The organism is Herbaspirillum sp. RV1423 (genome assembly GCF_000577615.1).
In the GTDB taxonomy this organism is placed as follows: domain Bacteria; phylum Pseudomonadota; class Gammaproteobacteria; order Burkholderiales; family Burkholderiaceae_D; genus Herbaspirillum.
Genome location: NZ_CBXX010000003.1, coordinates 231,109 through 247,009, shown reverse-complemented (window position 1 = coordinate 247,009; position 15,901 = coordinate 231,109). Strand labels below are relative to the sequence as shown.

General features: G+C 61.1%; 21 protein-coding genes. 20 read left to right on the top strand and 1 reads right to left on the bottom strand.

Annotated features, from left to right (window positions below; all coding sequences use genetic code 11):
• Window positions 1–128 precede the first annotated feature (128 nt).
• A complete protein-coding gene (locus RV1423_RS04600; RefSeq protein ID WP_034293644.1) occupies window positions 129–392 on the top strand; it encodes a hypothetical protein in 264 nt (87 codons plus the stop codon).
• A 131-nt stretch (window positions 393–523) separates the two neighbouring features.
• On the opposite strand, the gene merR is transcribed toward RV1423_RS04600, so the two are convergent.
• On the bottom strand, window positions 524–958 hold the full coding sequence (merR, locus tag RV1423_RS04595; RefSeq protein ID WP_034293642.1) for an Hg(II)-responsive transcriptional regulator: 435 nt from the start codon (window positions 956–958) through the stop codon (window positions 524–526).
• Window positions 959–1,293: 335 nt separating this feature from the next.
• On the opposite strand from merR, the gene RV1423_RS04590 reads away from it, so the two are divergent.
• The 19 genes from RV1423_RS04590 (at window position 1,294) to RV1423_RS04500 (ending at window position 15,889) form a co-directional block, all read left to right on the top strand.
• Entirely contained in the window at window positions 1,294–2,307 is a 1,014-nt protein-coding gene (locus tag RV1423_RS04590; RefSeq protein ID WP_051516488.1) for a patatin-like phospholipase family protein, read from the top strand.
• Between the two features lie 103 nt (window positions 2,308–2,410).
• Complete coding sequence (gene merB, locus RV1423_RS04585) at window positions 2,411–3,070, top strand: organomercurial lyase (RefSeq protein WP_051516481.1); 660 nt, start codon at window positions 2,411–2,413, stop codon at window positions 3,068–3,070.
• On the top strand, window positions 2,979–4,037 hold the full coding sequence (locus RV1423_RS28445) for a patatin-like phospholipase family protein (protein WP_081768688.1): 1,059 nt from the start codon (window positions 2,979–2,981) through the stop codon (window positions 4,035–4,037). Before merB (RV1423_RS04585) ends, RV1423_RS28445 begins: the two co-directional genes overlap by 92 nt.
• A 264-nt stretch (window positions 4,038–4,301) precedes the next feature.
• Window positions 4,302–4,763: a DUF302 domain-containing protein gene (locus RV1423_RS04575; protein WP_034293640.1), complete on the top strand. Its 462-nt coding sequence runs from the start codon at window positions 4,302–4,304 to the stop codon at window positions 4,761–4,763.
• A 231-nt stretch (window positions 4,764–4,994) separates the two neighbouring features.
• Complete coding sequence (gene merT, locus RV1423_RS04570) at window positions 4,995–5,345, top strand: mercuric ion transporter MerT (RefSeq protein ID WP_034293638.1); 351 nt, start codon at window positions 4,995–4,997, stop codon at window positions 5,343–5,345.
• Window positions 5,346–5,358: 13 nt separating this feature from the next.
• A complete protein-coding gene (merP, locus tag RV1423_RS04565) occupies window positions 5,359–5,634 on the top strand; it encodes a mercury resistance system periplasmic binding protein MerP (protein ID WP_034293635.1) in 276 nt (91 codons plus the stop codon).
• 23 nt (window positions 5,635–5,657) lie between these two features.
• Window positions 5,658–6,083: an organomercurial transporter MerC gene (gene merC, locus RV1423_RS04560; RefSeq protein WP_034293632.1), complete on the top strand. Its 426-nt coding sequence runs from the start codon at window positions 5,658–5,660 to the stop codon at window positions 6,081–6,083.
• A gap of 40 nt (window positions 6,084–6,123) precedes the next feature.
• Window positions 6,124–7,809, top strand: a complete 1,686-nt coding sequence (gene merA, locus RV1423_RS04555; RefSeq protein WP_034293630.1) for a mercury(II) reductase — start codon at window positions 6,124–6,126, stop codon at window positions 7,807–7,809.
• A 14-nt stretch (window positions 7,810–7,823) separates the two neighbouring features.
• Window positions 7,824–8,450 carry an organomercurial lyase MerB gene (merB, locus tag RV1423_RS04550; RefSeq protein WP_034293628.1) on the top strand — a complete coding sequence of 209 codons (627 nt, stop codon included), beginning with the start codon at window positions 7,824–7,826 and terminating at the stop codon, window positions 8,448–8,450.
• Window positions 8,451–8,561: 111 nt separating this feature from the next.
• Window positions 8,562–8,927 (top strand): mercury resistance co-regulator MerD, encoded by a 366-nt coding sequence (gene merD, locus RV1423_RS04545; protein ID WP_034293626.1) that lies wholly within the window; start codon window positions 8,562–8,564, stop codon window positions 8,925–8,927.
• Window positions 8,924–9,160 (top strand): broad-spectrum mercury transporter MerE, encoded by a 237-nt coding sequence (merE, locus tag RV1423_RS04540; RefSeq protein ID WP_034293623.1) that lies wholly within the window; start codon window positions 8,924–8,926, stop codon window positions 9,158–9,160. Before merD ends, merE begins: the two co-directional genes overlap by 4 nt.
• Complete coding sequence (locus RV1423_RS04535) at window positions 9,157–10,152, top strand: DUF3330 domain-containing protein (protein ID WP_034293621.1); 996 nt, start codon at window positions 9,157–9,159, stop codon at window positions 10,150–10,152. Before merE ends, RV1423_RS04535 begins: the two co-directional genes overlap by 4 nt.
• A 168-nt stretch (window positions 10,153–10,320) precedes the next feature.
• On the top strand, window positions 10,321–11,232 hold the full coding sequence (locus RV1423_RS04530; RefSeq protein ID WP_034293619.1) for a LysR family transcriptional regulator: 912 nt from the start codon (window positions 10,321–10,323) through the stop codon (window positions 11,230–11,232).
• Window positions 11,233–11,243: 11 nt separating this feature from the next.
• Window positions 11,244–11,486 carry an EexN family lipoprotein gene (locus RV1423_RS04525; RefSeq protein WP_034293618.1) on the top strand — a complete coding sequence of 81 codons (243 nt, stop codon included), beginning with the start codon at window positions 11,244–11,246 and terminating at the stop codon, window positions 11,484–11,486.
• Between the two features lie 285 nt (window positions 11,487–11,771).
• Complete coding sequence (locus RV1423_RS04520; RefSeq protein WP_034293617.1) at window positions 11,772–13,775, top strand: conjugal transfer protein TraG; 2,004 nt, start codon at window positions 11,772–11,774, stop codon at window positions 13,773–13,775.
• The gene (locus RV1423_RS04515) at window positions 13,772–14,224 is read left to right on the top strand and encodes a CopG family transcriptional regulator (RefSeq protein ID WP_034293615.1); all 453 of its coding nucleotides are present in this window, start codon (window positions 13,772–13,774) and stop codon (window positions 14,222–14,224) included. The genes RV1423_RS04520 and RV1423_RS04515 overlap by 4 nt, the downstream gene beginning before the upstream one ends.
• The gene (trbB, locus tag RV1423_RS04510; protein WP_034293611.1) at window positions 14,221–15,252 is read left to right on the top strand and encodes a P-type conjugative transfer ATPase TrbB; all 1,032 of its coding nucleotides are present in this window, start codon (window positions 14,221–14,223) and stop codon (window positions 15,250–15,252) included. The genes RV1423_RS04515 and trbB overlap by 4 nt, the downstream gene beginning before the upstream one ends.
• Entirely contained in the window at window positions 15,249–15,608 is a 360-nt protein-coding gene (locus RV1423_RS04505; protein ID WP_034293609.1) for a TrbC/VirB2 family protein, read from the top strand. The genes trbB and RV1423_RS04505 overlap by 4 nt, the downstream gene beginning before the upstream one ends.
• Complete coding sequence (locus RV1423_RS04500) at window positions 15,605–15,889, top strand: VirB3 family type IV secretion system protein (RefSeq protein ID WP_034293607.1); 285 nt, start codon at window positions 15,605–15,607, stop codon at window positions 15,887–15,889. Before RV1423_RS04505 ends, RV1423_RS04500 begins: the two co-directional genes overlap by 4 nt.
• Window positions 15,890–15,901: the final 12 nt, after the last annotated feature.

Here is a 15,901-nt window from a genome sequence, read left to right as displayed (position 1 = left end):
CGCAACAGTCGACGATCGGCAAGTTGGAGGTGCGGTTAGTAGGTGTAGTCGAAGAAAACACGCGGCTGCAGGAAGCGACACGTCATGCGTAGGAAAAGGCGGTCGCAACCCGCTTCGAACGCGATCAATTGACTATTTATCTGCAGGAAATCACCTCGGCACGCGAAACTCTTACAGTGCAATTAGACACGGCCCAACAGGCGCTGAATGTCGCGCGCACGGCACTGGAGGGGGAAGAAAAGAAAACGCAACTACTTACCGGGCGTCTGAGCCAAGCCGAAAAAAAGATAGAAAAGCTGGAACAGGACAGACTGGCGCTGCTCACAAATAAAGCAGAGCTACAAGCGCTCGCGACGATTCGGACAAATGCCGAAAAAAAGCGTACCCAATAAACCGACTTTCACAGATGAAACCATGCATCACATCATCACAGCTAATGCATACCCTTATTCGTCTGCGGATCAATGAGGGGGTACCTCAGAAAACGGGAAATAAAGCACGCCAACGCCCGCGTGCTCCTCAACTACTCCGCTCCGGAGTTGGAAATTTCTTTTTCCCCTTGGAGCGATGCAATCAGCGGGCAGGAAACGTTCCCCTTCCGTGCATGGCAGGCGCACACAAGCTCGGACAGCACGGTTTCCATACGCGCCAGGTTGGCCATCTTTTCGCGCACATCCTGGAGCTTGTGCTCGGCCAGGTGGCTGGCTTCATCGCAATGAGTGCCATCGTCCAATCTGAGTAGTTCAGCGATTTCATCCAGGCTAAAGCCCAGCCGCTGGGCTGATTTCACAAACCGCACCCGCGTCACATCTGCCTCGCCATACCGGCGAATGCTGCCATAGGGCTTGTTCGGCTCAGGCAACAAGCCCTTGCGCTGATAGAACCGGATGGTCTCCACATTGACCCCGGCCGCCTTGGCGAAGACGCCAATCGTCAGATTCTCAAAAATAGTTTGCATACCGCTTGACTCCGTACATTACTACGGAAGTAAGGTTACGCTATTCATTCCAGTTTTGATAGGACAAACGCGTGTCTGATGCAAAAAAACGGGCGCACCGCTTGTGCTGTCGATCTTGTATTGGCTCTGTGGCGGCACACATGGGTCGGTCGCCGTGACGATTCTAAGGAGTTGCAATGATAGCTTGGTTGAGTAAGAAAAAGGACGACATCGTCGTCATGGCGATCATTGCCGGGGTGTTCACGTTGTTGCTGATCGGTGGTTGTTGCTGACAGTTAGGATGCATCCGTGTGCGCCAAGGCCGTCGCAACAAGGAACCGGGGGATACCACCAACATGAATGAATCTACAAAGATGCGCAAACGCCGTGATGAAACTAGCCTGATTACACTGGCACTCCAGGGTGGAGGCACCCATGGCGCCTTCACTTGGGGCGTACTGGAACGGATACTGGAGGATGAGCGCTTGGTCATCGAGGCCATCAGCGGCACGAGCGCTGGCGCCATGAACGCCGCAGTGCTGGCGGATGGGTTCGAAAAAGGCGGCGCCACAGGGGCGAAACAGGCGCTGGAAAACTTTTGGCGGACGATGAGCCGGTACGGCGCCTTTAGCCACTATTTCGCGGGGCCGGCGAGCCCGTTTGCCGGGTGGTTCGAGTCGCTCACGCGCACGCTGTCGCCTTACCAGTTCAATCCGTTCGACATCAATCCCTTGCGGGACGTGCTCGCGAACACGATCGACTTCGACTGCGTGCGACGGTGTCAACAAATCAAACTCTACATTTCGGCCACAAACGTGAGGACCAACCGTCTGCATATCTTCACAGGCGCGGAGTTCTCGGTGGAGGCGCTTCTCGCTTCCGCCTGCCTGCCCCACATTCAGCAGGCGATTGAGATCGACGGCGAGCACTACTGGGACGGCGGCTTCATGGGCAATCCGGTGCTCGAACCACTGGTGGGGCAATGCCGCAGTTGCGATATCGTGATCGTCCAGGTGAATCCCATCTGCCGCGATGCCGTGCCCCGCACGGTGGAGGACATCACCAACCGGGTCAACGAGATCAGTTTCAATTCCAGCTTGCTGCGGGAGCTCCGCGCCATCGCCTGGGACAACGCCCTGGTGGAAGCTGGGGTGATGGAGATCAAGGATGCGCGTTACCGCTGCATCAGATTTCATCGCATCGCCGCCGAAGACGTCATGAGCGGCCTGGGGGTGCGCAGCAAGTTCGACACCAGTTGGCCATTCCTGCTCCGACTCAGGGAACTGGGGCGGGAGCGGGCCGACCGGTGGCTCGCGGAACACTTCAAGGATCTCGGCAACCGGTCGACCGTCGATCCGGAAGACTGGTGACCCGTGCGGGACAGGCATGCGGCCACAGCAGGGCAGCGTTTCCGGCCGGTCCCGGCGCGTACCGGAATACGCTCGCCGTTGCCCTTTTCTACGTTGAGGAGCCATGGACATATCGAACGAATCGCGACTTGAACTCAAAGCGGCGGTGACGCGTGCGCAGCAGAAGCTGGGGGACGAATTTCCGTTGCAGGCGCGGATCGAAGGCGCGCAGCCCACGCTTCAGGCGGCTTACGCCGGGATTCTCGGCCATTGGGTACGCGAAGCGGCGCCGCCTGCAGCGGGGATTGCGCCGCAAGCGGTGCTCGACGCGCTTTCCGCGATGGACGCCATAGTCAGCGACGAGCAAGGCATCGGCTGCTACCCCTTTAGCGCCCGCAAGACTGAAATCCGCGTTCATTTCTCCGGCCGGAACGTCCATGCCATGTGCGCGATCGATGCGCTCGCGATCCCGCGCATGGTGCGGCACGCCTCGCGCATCACAGCCCGGTGCGTGGTATGCCGCTGCCACCTTGCCTGCGCGGTGGCGGCGAACGGCAGTGTCGAGAAGGAGAATCAGAATCCCGAGGCCGCGCGCGTCGTCTGGGAACCCGGTGCGGGAGGAGGACAAGCATGCTGCATCCGCCTGTGTGCCGGTATCGGTTTCGTCTGCCGGCATTGCACGGTATCCCCAGATGCGCTCACCTTTTCTCTGCCGCAAGCGGCAGCCGTGGGCAATGCCTTTTTCGCGTTCCAGAGGAAGCTGCTTGAGCAATATCCCGCGTGACGAGGCTTGCCGACGGCCACCTGTGCCCGTCCAAGGCGGCAAGGATGACGGGGCGCGATCTTCATTGCGGTCCTCGCAAGACGCAGTCATGAGGGTCGGAGCAGAAATCCGGTCTCCCGTGGCGTTGGTCCTATGCGGAGGAGGGAGCCGCGGCGCCATGGAGGTGGGGTTCTACCGGGCGATCCGTGACTTGGGGGTGCCCGTCGATTTCATCATCGGCAGCTCGATCGGCGCGCTCAACGGCGCGTTTTTTTGCGCAGGCATGCGGCCGGAAAAGGTAGCGGAGCTATGGTGCGGTTTCCGGCGGCGCGAGGCGCTGCGCATCAACCTGCGGGGCCTGCTTGCGCCCTGGCGGTATTCGGCGTTTTTCGATCTCGATCCGCTGCGCCGGCGGTTGCGCGAGGTGCTTCCCGTGACACGGTTCGAGGATCTGCCCGTGCCGCTGATCGTCGTCACCACCGATCTGCAGGAGGGAAAGCCAGCCTACTGGAGCGGGACAGGGGACATCGTCGAACCGGTTATCTCAAGCATGAGCCTGCCCGGCGTATTCCCGCCGGTGGAAATGGAAGGCCGCCAGTTCGTGGATGGCGGGATCGCCAACAACGTGCCGCTGGACAAGGCCGTCGAACTGGGTGCCCGAACAATCCTGATGATTCGATGCACTTGCTGCGAACCTTCTTTGAAGCCGTTTCGGGGAATAGCGCGTGTGCTGGTGCGCAGCTTTTCGATTGCACTCGAACGCAAATTTGCGGCCGAGCTTGACCACTTCGGCGCGCTGGTGCGACTGCATAGCGTGCAGCCCCGCTTCCCGCACGAGATCGACTTGCTGGATTTTCGCTACTCGGGCGAACTGATCGATGCGGCTTACCGCCAGACGATCGAATACTTCACGGCACCGGTTGCTGGCGCAGACAGTCTTGTCTGTCCCAGCAACATGATCCCCTCCGAAGGCGTGGCACCAAAATGACCGGCGGTGCGGCGATGACGCACACAAGGCTGACCGTCGGCAAGCCGGCCGCCTTGGCGATGGCGCCAAGAGTCAGATTATTTAAATTATTTTGCATATCGCTTGACTCCGTACATTACTACGGAAATAGCATTGCGGCATCAGGCAAATAAGCGTCGGCGAATCGGTCAAGGAGGGAGGTGAGCCATCGACGGGAAACTGAACAACCCTCGCTTACGTGCCTGCTTTTTCAACCAACACTTCAACCATCACAGGAAAATTGATATGAAACGTACTTCTTTCCGGTCGGCACTCATCTTGGTCGCGGCGATTTCATCGCTGACACTGAGCGGACTTTCCTTTGCCGCAGATGCGGACCGCGTGGACAAGGTTTCCAACAAGGATTTCGTGGCCACGGCAAAAACCATCGAGGCAACCCTCAAGAGCAGCGGCTTTATGATTTTCGCCACCATCGACCATCAGAAGGTCGGGGCCAACCTCAAAGGCGCCAAGACCATCGAATTCGGCATGCCGGACATGATCAAGGGTCTGCTGCAGATGGATCCCGAAGCCGGCCTCGGAATGCCCGGTCGCATCTATGTATGGGAGCGCAGCGACGGTAAGACCGTGGTGAGCTACCGCAAACCGACCAGCGACTTCAGTAAGCACGGCGACGAGAAGCTCACCGCGATGGGTAACATGATGAACGGGACGTGGGACATGATCGCGGAGGAAGCCACGAAGTAATAAAGCGCCTGCAACCAGAAACCGCGCGGCGCGCGTGTTCAGCCCTCGCGCGGTTCCTGTTAGCGGAGATGCTCATCACATATATCGAAATACCGTTCATCGGTAAGTCTGCAGCCTTGGCAAAGGTGCCGATGGTCAGATTTTCAAGACTATATTACATATCGCTTGACTCCGTACATGACTACGGAAGTAACCTTAAGCGATCCACTCAATATTCGAAAGGAGAAACATATGTCGGCACCGCAGAATGGACGTGGCACCCTCATTGCCGGTGGGCTGGCCGCCATCCTCGCCTCCACCTGTTGTCTGGGGCCCTTGGTTTTGGTTGCTCTTGGTTTCAGCGGGGCCTGGATCGGCAACCTGACGGTGCTGGAGCCGTATCGTCCGATTTTCATCGGCGCGGCACTGGTGGCACTGTTCTTTGCTTGGCGGCACATTTTCCGCCCGGCGCAAGCCTGCAAGCCGGGTGATGTGTGCGCGATCCCGCAGGTGCGGACCACCTACAAGCTCATTTTCTGGATCGTGGCTGTGTTGGTCTTGGTCGCGCTCGGTTTTCCCTATGTTGTGCCATTTTTTTACTAATCAGGAGTTCACCATGAAAAAACTGTTTGCCTCCCTCGCCCTCGTCGCCGTTGTCGCCCCGGTATGGGCCGCCACTCAAACCGTCACGCTGTCGGTGCCGGGCATGACTTGCGCGGCCTGTCCGATCACAGTCAAAAAGGCCATCTCGAAAGTAGATGGCGTAAGCAAGACCGACGTGAACTTCGACAAGCGCGAAGCCGTCGTCACTTTCGACGATACCAAAGCCAGCGTCCAAAAGCTGACCAAGGCGACCGAAAGCGCCGGCTACCCGTCCAGCGTCAAGCAGTGATCCACTGAACCGGGAGCGACATCATGGGACTGATGACACGCATTGCCGATAAAACCGGCGCGCTCGGCAGCGTCGTATCCGCGATGGGCTGCGCGGCTTGTTTCCCGGCCCTCGCCAGCTTTGGCGCAGCCATCGGGCTGGGCTTCCTGAGTCAGTACGAGGGCCTATTCATTACAACACTGTTGCCACTGTTTGCTGCGCTGGCGTTGCTGGCCAGCATACTCGGCTGGCTCAGTCACCGGCAGTGGCTTCGCGCCGCGCTTGGCGCAATCGGGCCGTTGCTGGTGTTGCTCGCAGCGCTCTTGATGCGGTTCTACGGTCTGCCGACCGCGCCTCTGCTTTACGTTGGACTGACATTCATGGTCGGGGTATCGATTTGGGACTTCGTTTCGCCGGCGCACCGGCGCTGTGGCTCGGACGGCTGCGAACTCCCACCGCAACGCGGCTGACGGCATTGGGTCGTTGCCAAACCAAAAAAGGAACTGTTGTATGACCTACTTGAAGATCACCGGAATGACCTGCGACTCGTGCGCTGCGCATGTCAAGGAAGCGCTGGAGAAAGTGCCGGGCGTACAGTCGGCTATCGTATCCTATCCGAATGGCACGGCGCAGCTCGCCATCGATGCGAGAACCCCGCCGGACGCGCTGACCGCCGCCGTGGCCGGACTCGGTTATCGAGCCACGCTCGCCGATGCCCCCGTGGCTCCGGCGGGTGGCGGATTGCTCGGCAAGATGCGCGAATGGCTGGGTAGCGAGGACAAGGCAGGCAGTGATGCCAGTGCACTACATGTCGCCGTGATCGGTAGCGGCGGCGCTGCAATGGCGGCGGCGCTGAAGGCCGTCGAGCAAGGCGCGAAAGTCACGCTGATCGAGCGCGGCACCATCGGCGGCACCTGCGTCAACATCGGCTGCGTACCGTCCAAGATCATGATCCGCGCCGCTCATGTGGCGCATCTGCGCCGCGAAAGCCCGTTCGATGGCGGCATCGCCGCTACCCCGCCGGCGATCCTGCGCGAACGCCTTCTGGCCCAGCAGCAGGCGCGTGTCGATGAGCTACGCCACGCCAAGTACGAAGGCATCCTGGACGGCAACCCGGCCATCACAGTGCTACATGGTGAAGCGCGTTTCAAGGATAGCCAGCGCCTTACCGTCCGTTTGAACGATGGTGGCGAGCGCGTAGTGGCGTTCGATCGCTGCCTGGTCGCCACTGGTGCCAGTCCGGCCATTCCGCCCATCACTGGTTTGAAAGACACGCCGTACTGGACATCTACCGAGGCCCTAGTGAGCGACACCATTCCCAAACGCCTGGCCGTAATCGGATCGTCGGTGGTGGCGCTGGAACTGGCGCAAGCCTTCGCCCGGCTGGGCAGTCAGGTCACGATCCTGGCGCGCAGCACGCTGTTCTTCCGCGAAGACCCGGCCATCGGTGAGGCCGTCACAGCCGCCTTTCGTGCTGAAGGAATCAAGGTTCTGGAACACACGCAAGCCAGCCAGGTCGCCTATGCGGACGGCGAATTCGTGCTGACCACGGGGCACGGCGAAGTGCGCGCCGACAAGCTGCTGGTCGCTACCGGCCGCACACCGAACACGCGCAGCTTGGCGCTGGAAGCGGCGGGTGTCGCCGTCAATGCGCAGGGAGCCATCGTCATTGACAAGGGCATGCGCACCAGTACGCCGCACATTTATGCCGCAGGAGACTGCACTGACCAGCCGCAATTCGTCTATGTGGCAGCGGCCGCCGGCACCCGTGCGGCCATCAACATGACCGGCGGAGACGCTACGCTCAATCTGACCGCGATGCCGGCGGTGGTGTTCACCGATCCGCAGGTCGCCACTGTGGGCTACAGCGAGGCGGAAGCGCACCACGACGGGATCGAGACCGACAGCCGTCTGCTCACGCTGGATAACGTGCCGCGTGCGCTCGCCAACTTCGACACACGCGGCTTTATCAAGCTGGTAATCGAGGAAGGTAGCGGACGACTCATTGGGGTACAGGCAGTGGCCCCGGAAGCGGGCGAGCTGATCCAGACGGCGGTGCTCGCGATCCGTAACCGCATGACCGTACAGGAACTGGCTGACCAGTTGTTCCCCTACCTGACGATGGTCGAGGGGCTGAAGCTCGCGGCGCAGACCTTCACCAAGGATGTCAAACAATTGTCCTGCTGCGCAGGATGAAAGGAGATGGGACCATGAAGCTCGCCCCATTTATAGAACGTCTCACTTCGGTCAATCGTACCAAGGGTACTGCAGATCTCTTGGTCCCACTACTGCGGGAACTCGCCAAGGGGCGTCCGGTTTCACGAACGACACTTGCCGGGATTCTCGACTGGCCCGCTGAGCGAGTGGCCGCCGTACTCGAACAGGCCACCAGTACCGAATATGACAACGATGGGAACATCATCGGCTACGGCCTTACCTTGCGCGAGACTTCGCATGTCTTTGAAATTGACGACCGTCGTCTGTATGCCTGGTGCGCGCTGGATACCTTGATGTTTCCGGCGCTGATAGGCCGTACAGCTCGCGTCTCATCGCATTGCGCTGCAACCGGAGCACCCGTTTCACTCACGGTTTCATCCAGCGAAATACAGGCTGTCGAACCTGCCGGCATGGCAGTGTCCCTGGTACTACCGCAGGAAGCAGCCGACGTTCGTCAGTCCTTCTGTTGCCATGTACATTTCTTTGCATCTGTCCCGACGGCGGAGGATTGGGCCTCCAAGCATCAAGGATTGACGATTGTAAGCGTCCACGAGGCTTTCGGCTTGGGCCAGGAGCTTAATCGACATCTGTTGCAGACCATGTCATCGAGGACACCGTGATCGGATATCGACCCAATGTCCTACGGCACCGGCATCGGATTCGCAGCGCGCAGATTGAACTCGGCGAAACGGTATATGCATTGCCGTGAACCGACCAAAAGGAGGTGTTCGATGAACGCCTACACGGTGTCCCGGCTGGCCATTGATGCCGGGGTGAGCGTGCATATCGTGCGCGACTACCTGCTGCGCGGACTGCTGCGGCCGGTGGCGTGCACCCCAGGCGGCTACGGCTTGTTCGATGATGCGGCCTTGCAACGGCTGTGCTTCGTGCGGGCTGCCTTCGAAGCGGGCATCGGCCTCGATGCGCTGGCGCGGTTGTGCCGGGCACTCGATACGGCGGACGGCGACCAGGCCGCAGCGCAGCTTGTCGTGCTGCGCCAGTTCGTCGAACGCCGGCGCGAAGCGTTGGCCGATCTGGAAGTGCAGTTGGCCACCATGCCGACCGAACCGGCACAGCACGCGGAGAGTCAGCCATGAACGGCCCCGAGCGTTTGCCGACCGAGACACACAAGCCGTTCACCGGCTACCTGTGGGGCGCGCTGGCCGTTCTCACCTGTCCCTGCCATTTGCCGATTCTCGCCGTTGTGCTCGCGGGGACGACGGCCGGCGCGTTCATCGGGGAGCATTGGGGTATTGCAGCCCTCACGCTGACCGGCTTGTTTGCTCTGTCCGTGACACGGCTGTTGCGGGCCTTCAGGAGTGGATCATGACCTCTTCCCTGCCAACCGGTTGGACTGCGACGCAATTAGCGCAGGCGGCTGAGCGCGGGCAGCTTGAGCTTCACTACCAGCCGATTGTCGACTTGCGCAGTGACCATATTGTCGGTGCGGAAGCCCTGTTGCGCTGGCGGCATCCGACGCTCGGAATGTTGCCGCCGGGCCAGTTCCTGCCCATGGTCGAATCGTCCGGCCTGATGCCTGAAATCGGTGCTTGGGTGCTGGGCGCAGCCTGCCGCCAAATGCGCGAGTGGCTACCGCTGCAATGGAGGCCGTTCCGTCTGGCCGTCAACGTGTCGGCCAGTCAAGTGGAGCCAGATTTTAGTGACCAGGTGCAACGGATATTGGCGGATACGGGCTTGCCCGCCGAGTATTTGGAGATCGAGCTGACCGAATCGGTCGCCTTCGTCGCCCCGGCGATCTTCCCCATGCTGGAAACCTTGCGACAGGTTGGCGTGCGTTTTGCCGCCGATGACTTCGGTACGGGTTATTCCTGCCTGCAACATTTGAAGTGCTGCCCGATTACCACGCTCAAGATTGATCAGTCGTTCGTTGCGGAACTCGAGGACGACGCCCGCGACCAGACCATCGTGCGCGCTGTGATCCAGCTTGCGCATGGGCTGGGTATGGACGTGGTGGCCGAAGGCGTGGAGACCACCGCCAGCCTCGCGCAGTTACGGCAAGCAGACTGCGACGCGGTGCAGGGCTATCTCTTCGCCAGGCCAATGCCGCCGGTGGCATTCATCGGCTTCGTCAACCAATGGAGGGGTGCCACCATGAATGTCAACGAACCGGCCACCAGTTGCTGCGTGTGCTGCAAGGAAATTCCGCTCGATGCTGCCTTCACCCCGGAAGGGGCCGAATACGTCGAGCATTTCTGCGGTCTGGATTGCTATGTACGCTTTCAGGCACGCGCCAAGGCTGCGACAGAATCAAGAGGGCAACTTTCCGATGGCGACAAGGCGATCAACAAGCCGGTAGGCTAACCCGGTCATTGCAATGGTGAGGCAGAGACCAAATCGAGCCATGCGTGTAATTTGGTGACATTCGCTACAGCGAAGTCACGCAGTCCCAATTAACGCTTGACTTTGGAGTAGTGGGAACTTTCGCCCAGCGCAAGGAAATCGTCAAACTGTTCGGTTAGGTCAGCCAACATGGAGTTACGTCATCTTCGTTGTTTTATCGCAGTGGCCGAAGAGTTGCACTTCGCCCGTGCGGCCGAGCGTCTGCACATCGAGCAGTCGCCGTTGTCGCGGACTATCAAGGAACTGGAGTCCTACTTGGCCGTGCAGTTGTTCGAGCGGACGACACGCCGCACGCGGTTGACCTGGGCGGGTAAAGTCTTTCTGGAGGAGACACATCGCATCTTCTCAGCTATCGACCAAGCCAAAGCCAGTGTTAAGGCAGCGGCTACCGGTTACCACGGCCGCCTGCGTATCGCACTGTCCGATGGCATCGCCCAGCCACGACTATCGGCTTTGCTGGCACAGTGCCGCGAGGATGAACCAGAGGTAGAGATTCGCTTGTCGAAAACACCGCTGTCGCAGCAGATCAAGGGGCTGAACAGTGACCTGTATGACGCGGGGTTTGCACAATCCGATGAAGTGGGCGAAGGCATCATCGCTGAGGCTATCTGGAGTGAGCCTTTGGTGATCGCTGTACCAGCGCGCCATCCGCTCCTGGTGCACCGGCGCATCCCGCTCGACGAAGTATTGCGCTATCCGCTGGTGCTGTGCCATCCCGAAACCTGCGAGGGCTTCTGGCAGCAAGTCAAGCGAGTGCTGCGCACGGTGGATGTTAAGCCCATCGTAGCGGATCGTGTGCCAACCCTGGACTTGATGATGACCTTGGTGGCCGCTGGTTACGGCTTGGGGTTCGCAGGCGAAAGCCAGATTGCAGCTTGCCGCAATCCTGATGTGATCGCCCGTCCACTGGCCGGCCGTTCGCCGATGCTGACCACCTACCTGCTGCGCCCAGACACTGAACCTTCCGAGCAGTTGAGCCGCTTCATCGACAGGGTGAGTCCTGTCGGTGACCAAGCATCGAATCCCCCCATCATTCAATGAGAGGCCATGCCATGAAGATAATTACTACCCTAATGCTCGCGGTACTGCTGACCGCGTGCGGCCAGTCCGCGCCCACGGAAACTGTCGAATCGTTGGCCGCCAACCCCGAGCGGTTAAAGGAACTGCGCAAGCAATGCAAGGCCAATCGTGCCAAGCTGGGCGATGCGCTGTGTAATGCAGTGGCCGAAGCGACACACGAGCGCTTCATTGGCAATGGCACACCGTACACGCCCGAGCCGACACCGAAGAACTGATCGCTTCGCGCAGATTGCGGCGCCGCGACCGGAAGATACCAATCGTGTGACTTCGTTTGTACCTATTCTTCGCGTCGGCAAAAAAACCTTCAAAAAATCACCATACACGCCGCAATGCGCATCCGCTTGCGGCGTTTTTCTTGTCTACGCCCCTGCTGGAAATCTTTCTTTTTCTCCTTGAATTGTGCCGATAACGGTCTTTGACCGGCACTGAGTTGACACCGAACCTCACGTTTGCGGCACGTCTTTGTGCGCGCGAGGTGCAGGAGAAATTCGGAGGTCAGGATGCAAGGGACCAGTGTGCTGTTCGGTCAGGTGCTGACGGTGTTCAGCATCGTCATAGCCGGCGTGTGGGGTGCCACACAATGGACCGCCGCTGCCCTGGGTTATCAGCTACGCCTTGGCACTCCCTGGTTCGACTTCTTCGGTACGCCGGTCTATCACCCTTGGCGTCTGTTCGAGTGGTGGTTCGTTTTCGACGCTTACGCGCCGCATGTCTTCAACACGGGTGGCGCCATCGCCGGCGCCAGCGGCATGGTTGCCGTGGTGGTGGCGATTAGCATGTCGATCTGGCGCTCGCGGCAGTCCAAGCTGGTCACTACCTACGGCTCTGCACGCTGGGCCGATGCCGAGGAAATCCGCAAGGCCGGGCTGACCGGCCCGGCCGGCGTCTTCCTGGGTCTGCATGACCGCCAATATCTGCGCCATGAAGGACCGGAACACGTCCTGACCTTCGCGCCTACACGCTCGGGCAAAGGCGTGGGGTTGGTGGTGCCGACGCTGTTGTCATGGCCAGCATCCGCAGTTATCCACGACATCAAGGGCGAAAACTGGAACATCACCGCTGGCTGGCGCTCGCGCTTCTCACACTGCCTGCTGTTCAACCCCACTGATCCGAAGTCGGCCGCGTACAACCCACTGCTGGAAGTCCGACGCGGCGCGCATGAAGTGCGCGACGTGCAGAACATCGCCGACATCCTGGTCGATCCCGAAGGTGCGCTGGAGCGCCGCAACCACTGGGAAAAGACTTCGCACGCATTGCTGGTCGGCGCGATCCTGCATGTGCTCTATGCGGGCGAAGACAAGACGCTGCGCGGCGTCGCGAACTTTCTGTCCGATCCGGCATGCCCGTTCGAGCTGGCGCTGCACCGGATGATGACGACGCGGCACCTGGGCAGTGATGAAGGCGGTAGACCGCATCCTGTCGTCGCATCGGCCGCACGCGAAGTGCTCAATAAGAGCGACAACGAACGTTCGGGTGTGTTGTCCACGGCCATGTCCTTCCTGGGTCTGTACCGCGACCCCACCGTGGCCGAAGTGACCTCGCGCTGTGACTGGCGCATTGCTGACCTGATTTCTGCCGAACATCCGGTGTCGCTGTACCTAGTGGTTCCGCCTTCGGACATTAGCCGCACCAAACCCTTGATCCGCCTGATCCTCAACCAGATTGGCCGGAGGCTCACCGAATCGCTGGACGGCAGCGATGGCATCGAACGCAAGCACAAGCTGCTGCTGATGCTCGATGAGTTCCCAGCGCTGGGGCGCCTGGACTTCTTCGAGTCAGCCTTGGCCTTCATGGCCGGCTACGGCCTGCGCGCCTTCCTGATTTCGCAGTCGCTCAACCAGATCGACAAGGCCTACGGCCAGAACCATTCGATCCTCGACAACTGCCATGTGCGCGTGACCTTTGCCACCAACGACGAGCGCACGGCCAAACGCATCTCCGAAACGCTGGGCACAGCCACCGAACTGCGCGCACAGCGCAACTACGCGGGCCATCGCCTCGCGCCTTGGTTGGGACACCTTATGGTGTCGCGCCAAGAGACGGCACGGCCACTGCTGACGCCTGGCGAAGTCATGCAACTGCCACCGGATGAATCGGTTGTGATGGTTTCCGGCCATGCGCCGATCAAGGCCAAGAAGCTGCGCTATTACACCGACGCCAATTTCAAGCGGCGTGTTCTGCCGCCTCCCACCTTGACGCCGGGGCGCTACGCCGACGTGCCTGCCGCACGCGCCGACGACTGGAGTGCCCTGGCCATCCCCGCTATGCCAGCCACATCCGCCACGGCTGGACTGAGTGAATCGGCCGATGACGGCGGCCCGCGCCAGCAGCCGGAGCTGTCCGAGGTCGCCACTTACAGCCTCGAATCCGACCAGCCTAGCAGCGACCTGTCGCTGCTCGATGACGACGACTTACCGCTTCCCCTCCCATCCCAGCTAGACCCGCGCTTGCAGCGCACGGCACGGCTGGCCGCTCTCGACCCTGACGACGGAATCCAGCTATGACCCAAGCCCGCTTGAATCTCTTTATTCAACCCGACCACGCCAAGCGCCTGGACGAACTGGCCACCAAGAAAGGCGTGTCCAAGTCGTCCATCGTCGCGGCGGCGCTGGCGTCCTGGCTGTCGCCGGACGCTGGCGACCAGCGCGAGGCGGCCACCGCCAAACGGCTGGATCGGCTGTCGCGCCAGTTCGAACGTCTGGAGCGTGACCAGAACATCCTGATCGAGACGCTGGCGCTGTACGTACGCTACTACCTTACGGTCAGCACGCCGGTGCCGGAGGCGCATCAGGAAGCCGCGAAAGCCCAGGGCAAGGCTCGCTTCGAGCAGTTCATCGAACAGCTCGGCCGGCATCTGCTGCGCGGGCGCAGCCTAGTCAAGGAGGTCTATGAAGAAATCCAACCCGATGCTGCACGGCTGGCAGAAGCAGCGATGCAGGAGGACGGATCATGAATGCCGTCCCGAAAGACCAGCCGCCATCATCCGCTGCCACATCGCTGGACCGGCGTATCCGCATGCTGCGCACGGCGATGGGGCCGCTGATCGCCGCCGCGCTGGAAGACCCGGACGTGGTGGAGATCATGCTCAACCCGGACGGCTCCTTGTGGATTGATCGCCTGTCGTCGGGCCGCTCGCCGACCGGCGTCAAGCTGTCCGAGGCTGATGGCGAACGCATCATCCGGCTGGTTGCCGCCCATGTCGGCACCGAGGTGCATCTCGGCCAGCCGCTGCTGACCGCCGAGTTGCCGGAAACGGGTGAGCGCTTCGAGGGCATCCTGCCGCCCGCCGCGCCGGGGCCGGCCTTCGCCTTGCGCAAACGCGCCGTGAGCATCATTGGCCTGGAGCGCTATGTCGCGGACGGCATCCTTACCGAGGAGCAAGCCGAGTTCCTGCGCCGCGCGGTGCGAGAGCGGCAGAACATCCTGATCGCTGGGGGCACCAGCACCGGCAAGACCACGCTGGCCAACGCCTTGCTAGCCGAGATCGCCGCCACCGGCGACCGAGTGCTGGTACTCGAAGACACCGTGGAGCTGCAGTGTGCCGCCCGCGACCACGTATCGCTACGCACGAGGGCCAACGTAGTGTCGATGGCCGAACTGGTGCGGGCCACGATGCGGCTGCGGCCTGATCGCGTGATCGTCGGCGAGGTGCGCGGCGGCGAAGCACTGGACCTCATCAAGGTCTGGGGCACCGGCCACCCCGGCGGTATCGCCACCATCCATGCCAGCTCCGCCCACGGCGCGCTGCTGCGCCTGGAGCAATTGATCCTCGAAGTCGCGTTGACACCGCCGCGTGCACTGATCGCCGAGGCGGTGAACGTCGTCGTCTTCATCGCCGGTCGCGGCCGCGCCCGCCATGTTCAGACCATTGCCCGCGTTGTCGGTTTCGACGGCCACGGCTACCAGCTCGACGACGCGCTCGCGCCGCCGCTTCCAACCCTTTCGCTCCCTTCTTCAACCACTCCAGGAGAACTGCCATGACGCACGCCGTATTTTCGACTTTCCGCTTTTCTGTAAATCCGCATCTGCGGCTGGCGTTGCACGTTGCCGTGCTCGCCGCGCTGATGCTGTGCCTGGCAACGACTGCCCACGCGGCCGGCTCCAGCATGCCCTGGGAAGGGCCGCTGCAATCCATCCTTGAATCGATCCAGGGGCCGGTTGCCCGGATCGTGGCGGTAATCATCATCATTTCCACCGGCCTGGCCTTGGCTTTCGGCGATACGTCGGGTGGCTTTCGCAAGCTGATCCAGATCGTGTTCGGGCTGTCCATCGCGTTCGCCGCTTCCTCGTTCTTCCTGTCGTTCTTCTCGTTCTCGGGCGGGGCGGTGGTCGCATGAGTGCCCCCAACGAATTCGATGCGGGCTTCGCCAGTGGTTTCGAGATTCCGCTACATCGCTCGCTGACCGAACCGATCCTGCTGGGCGGCGCACCGCGCACCGTGGCGATCGCCAACGGCACGCTGGCTGCCGCCGTTGGCTTGGGCCTGCAACTGTGGATTCCCGGTCTGGTGCTGTGGATCGTCGGCCATTCGTTGGCGGTCTGGGGTGCGCGGCTCGATCCCCAGTTCATGGCCGTGTTCGCCCGGCACATCAAGCACCGCCCACTGCTGGACGTGTGAGACCGACAAGGA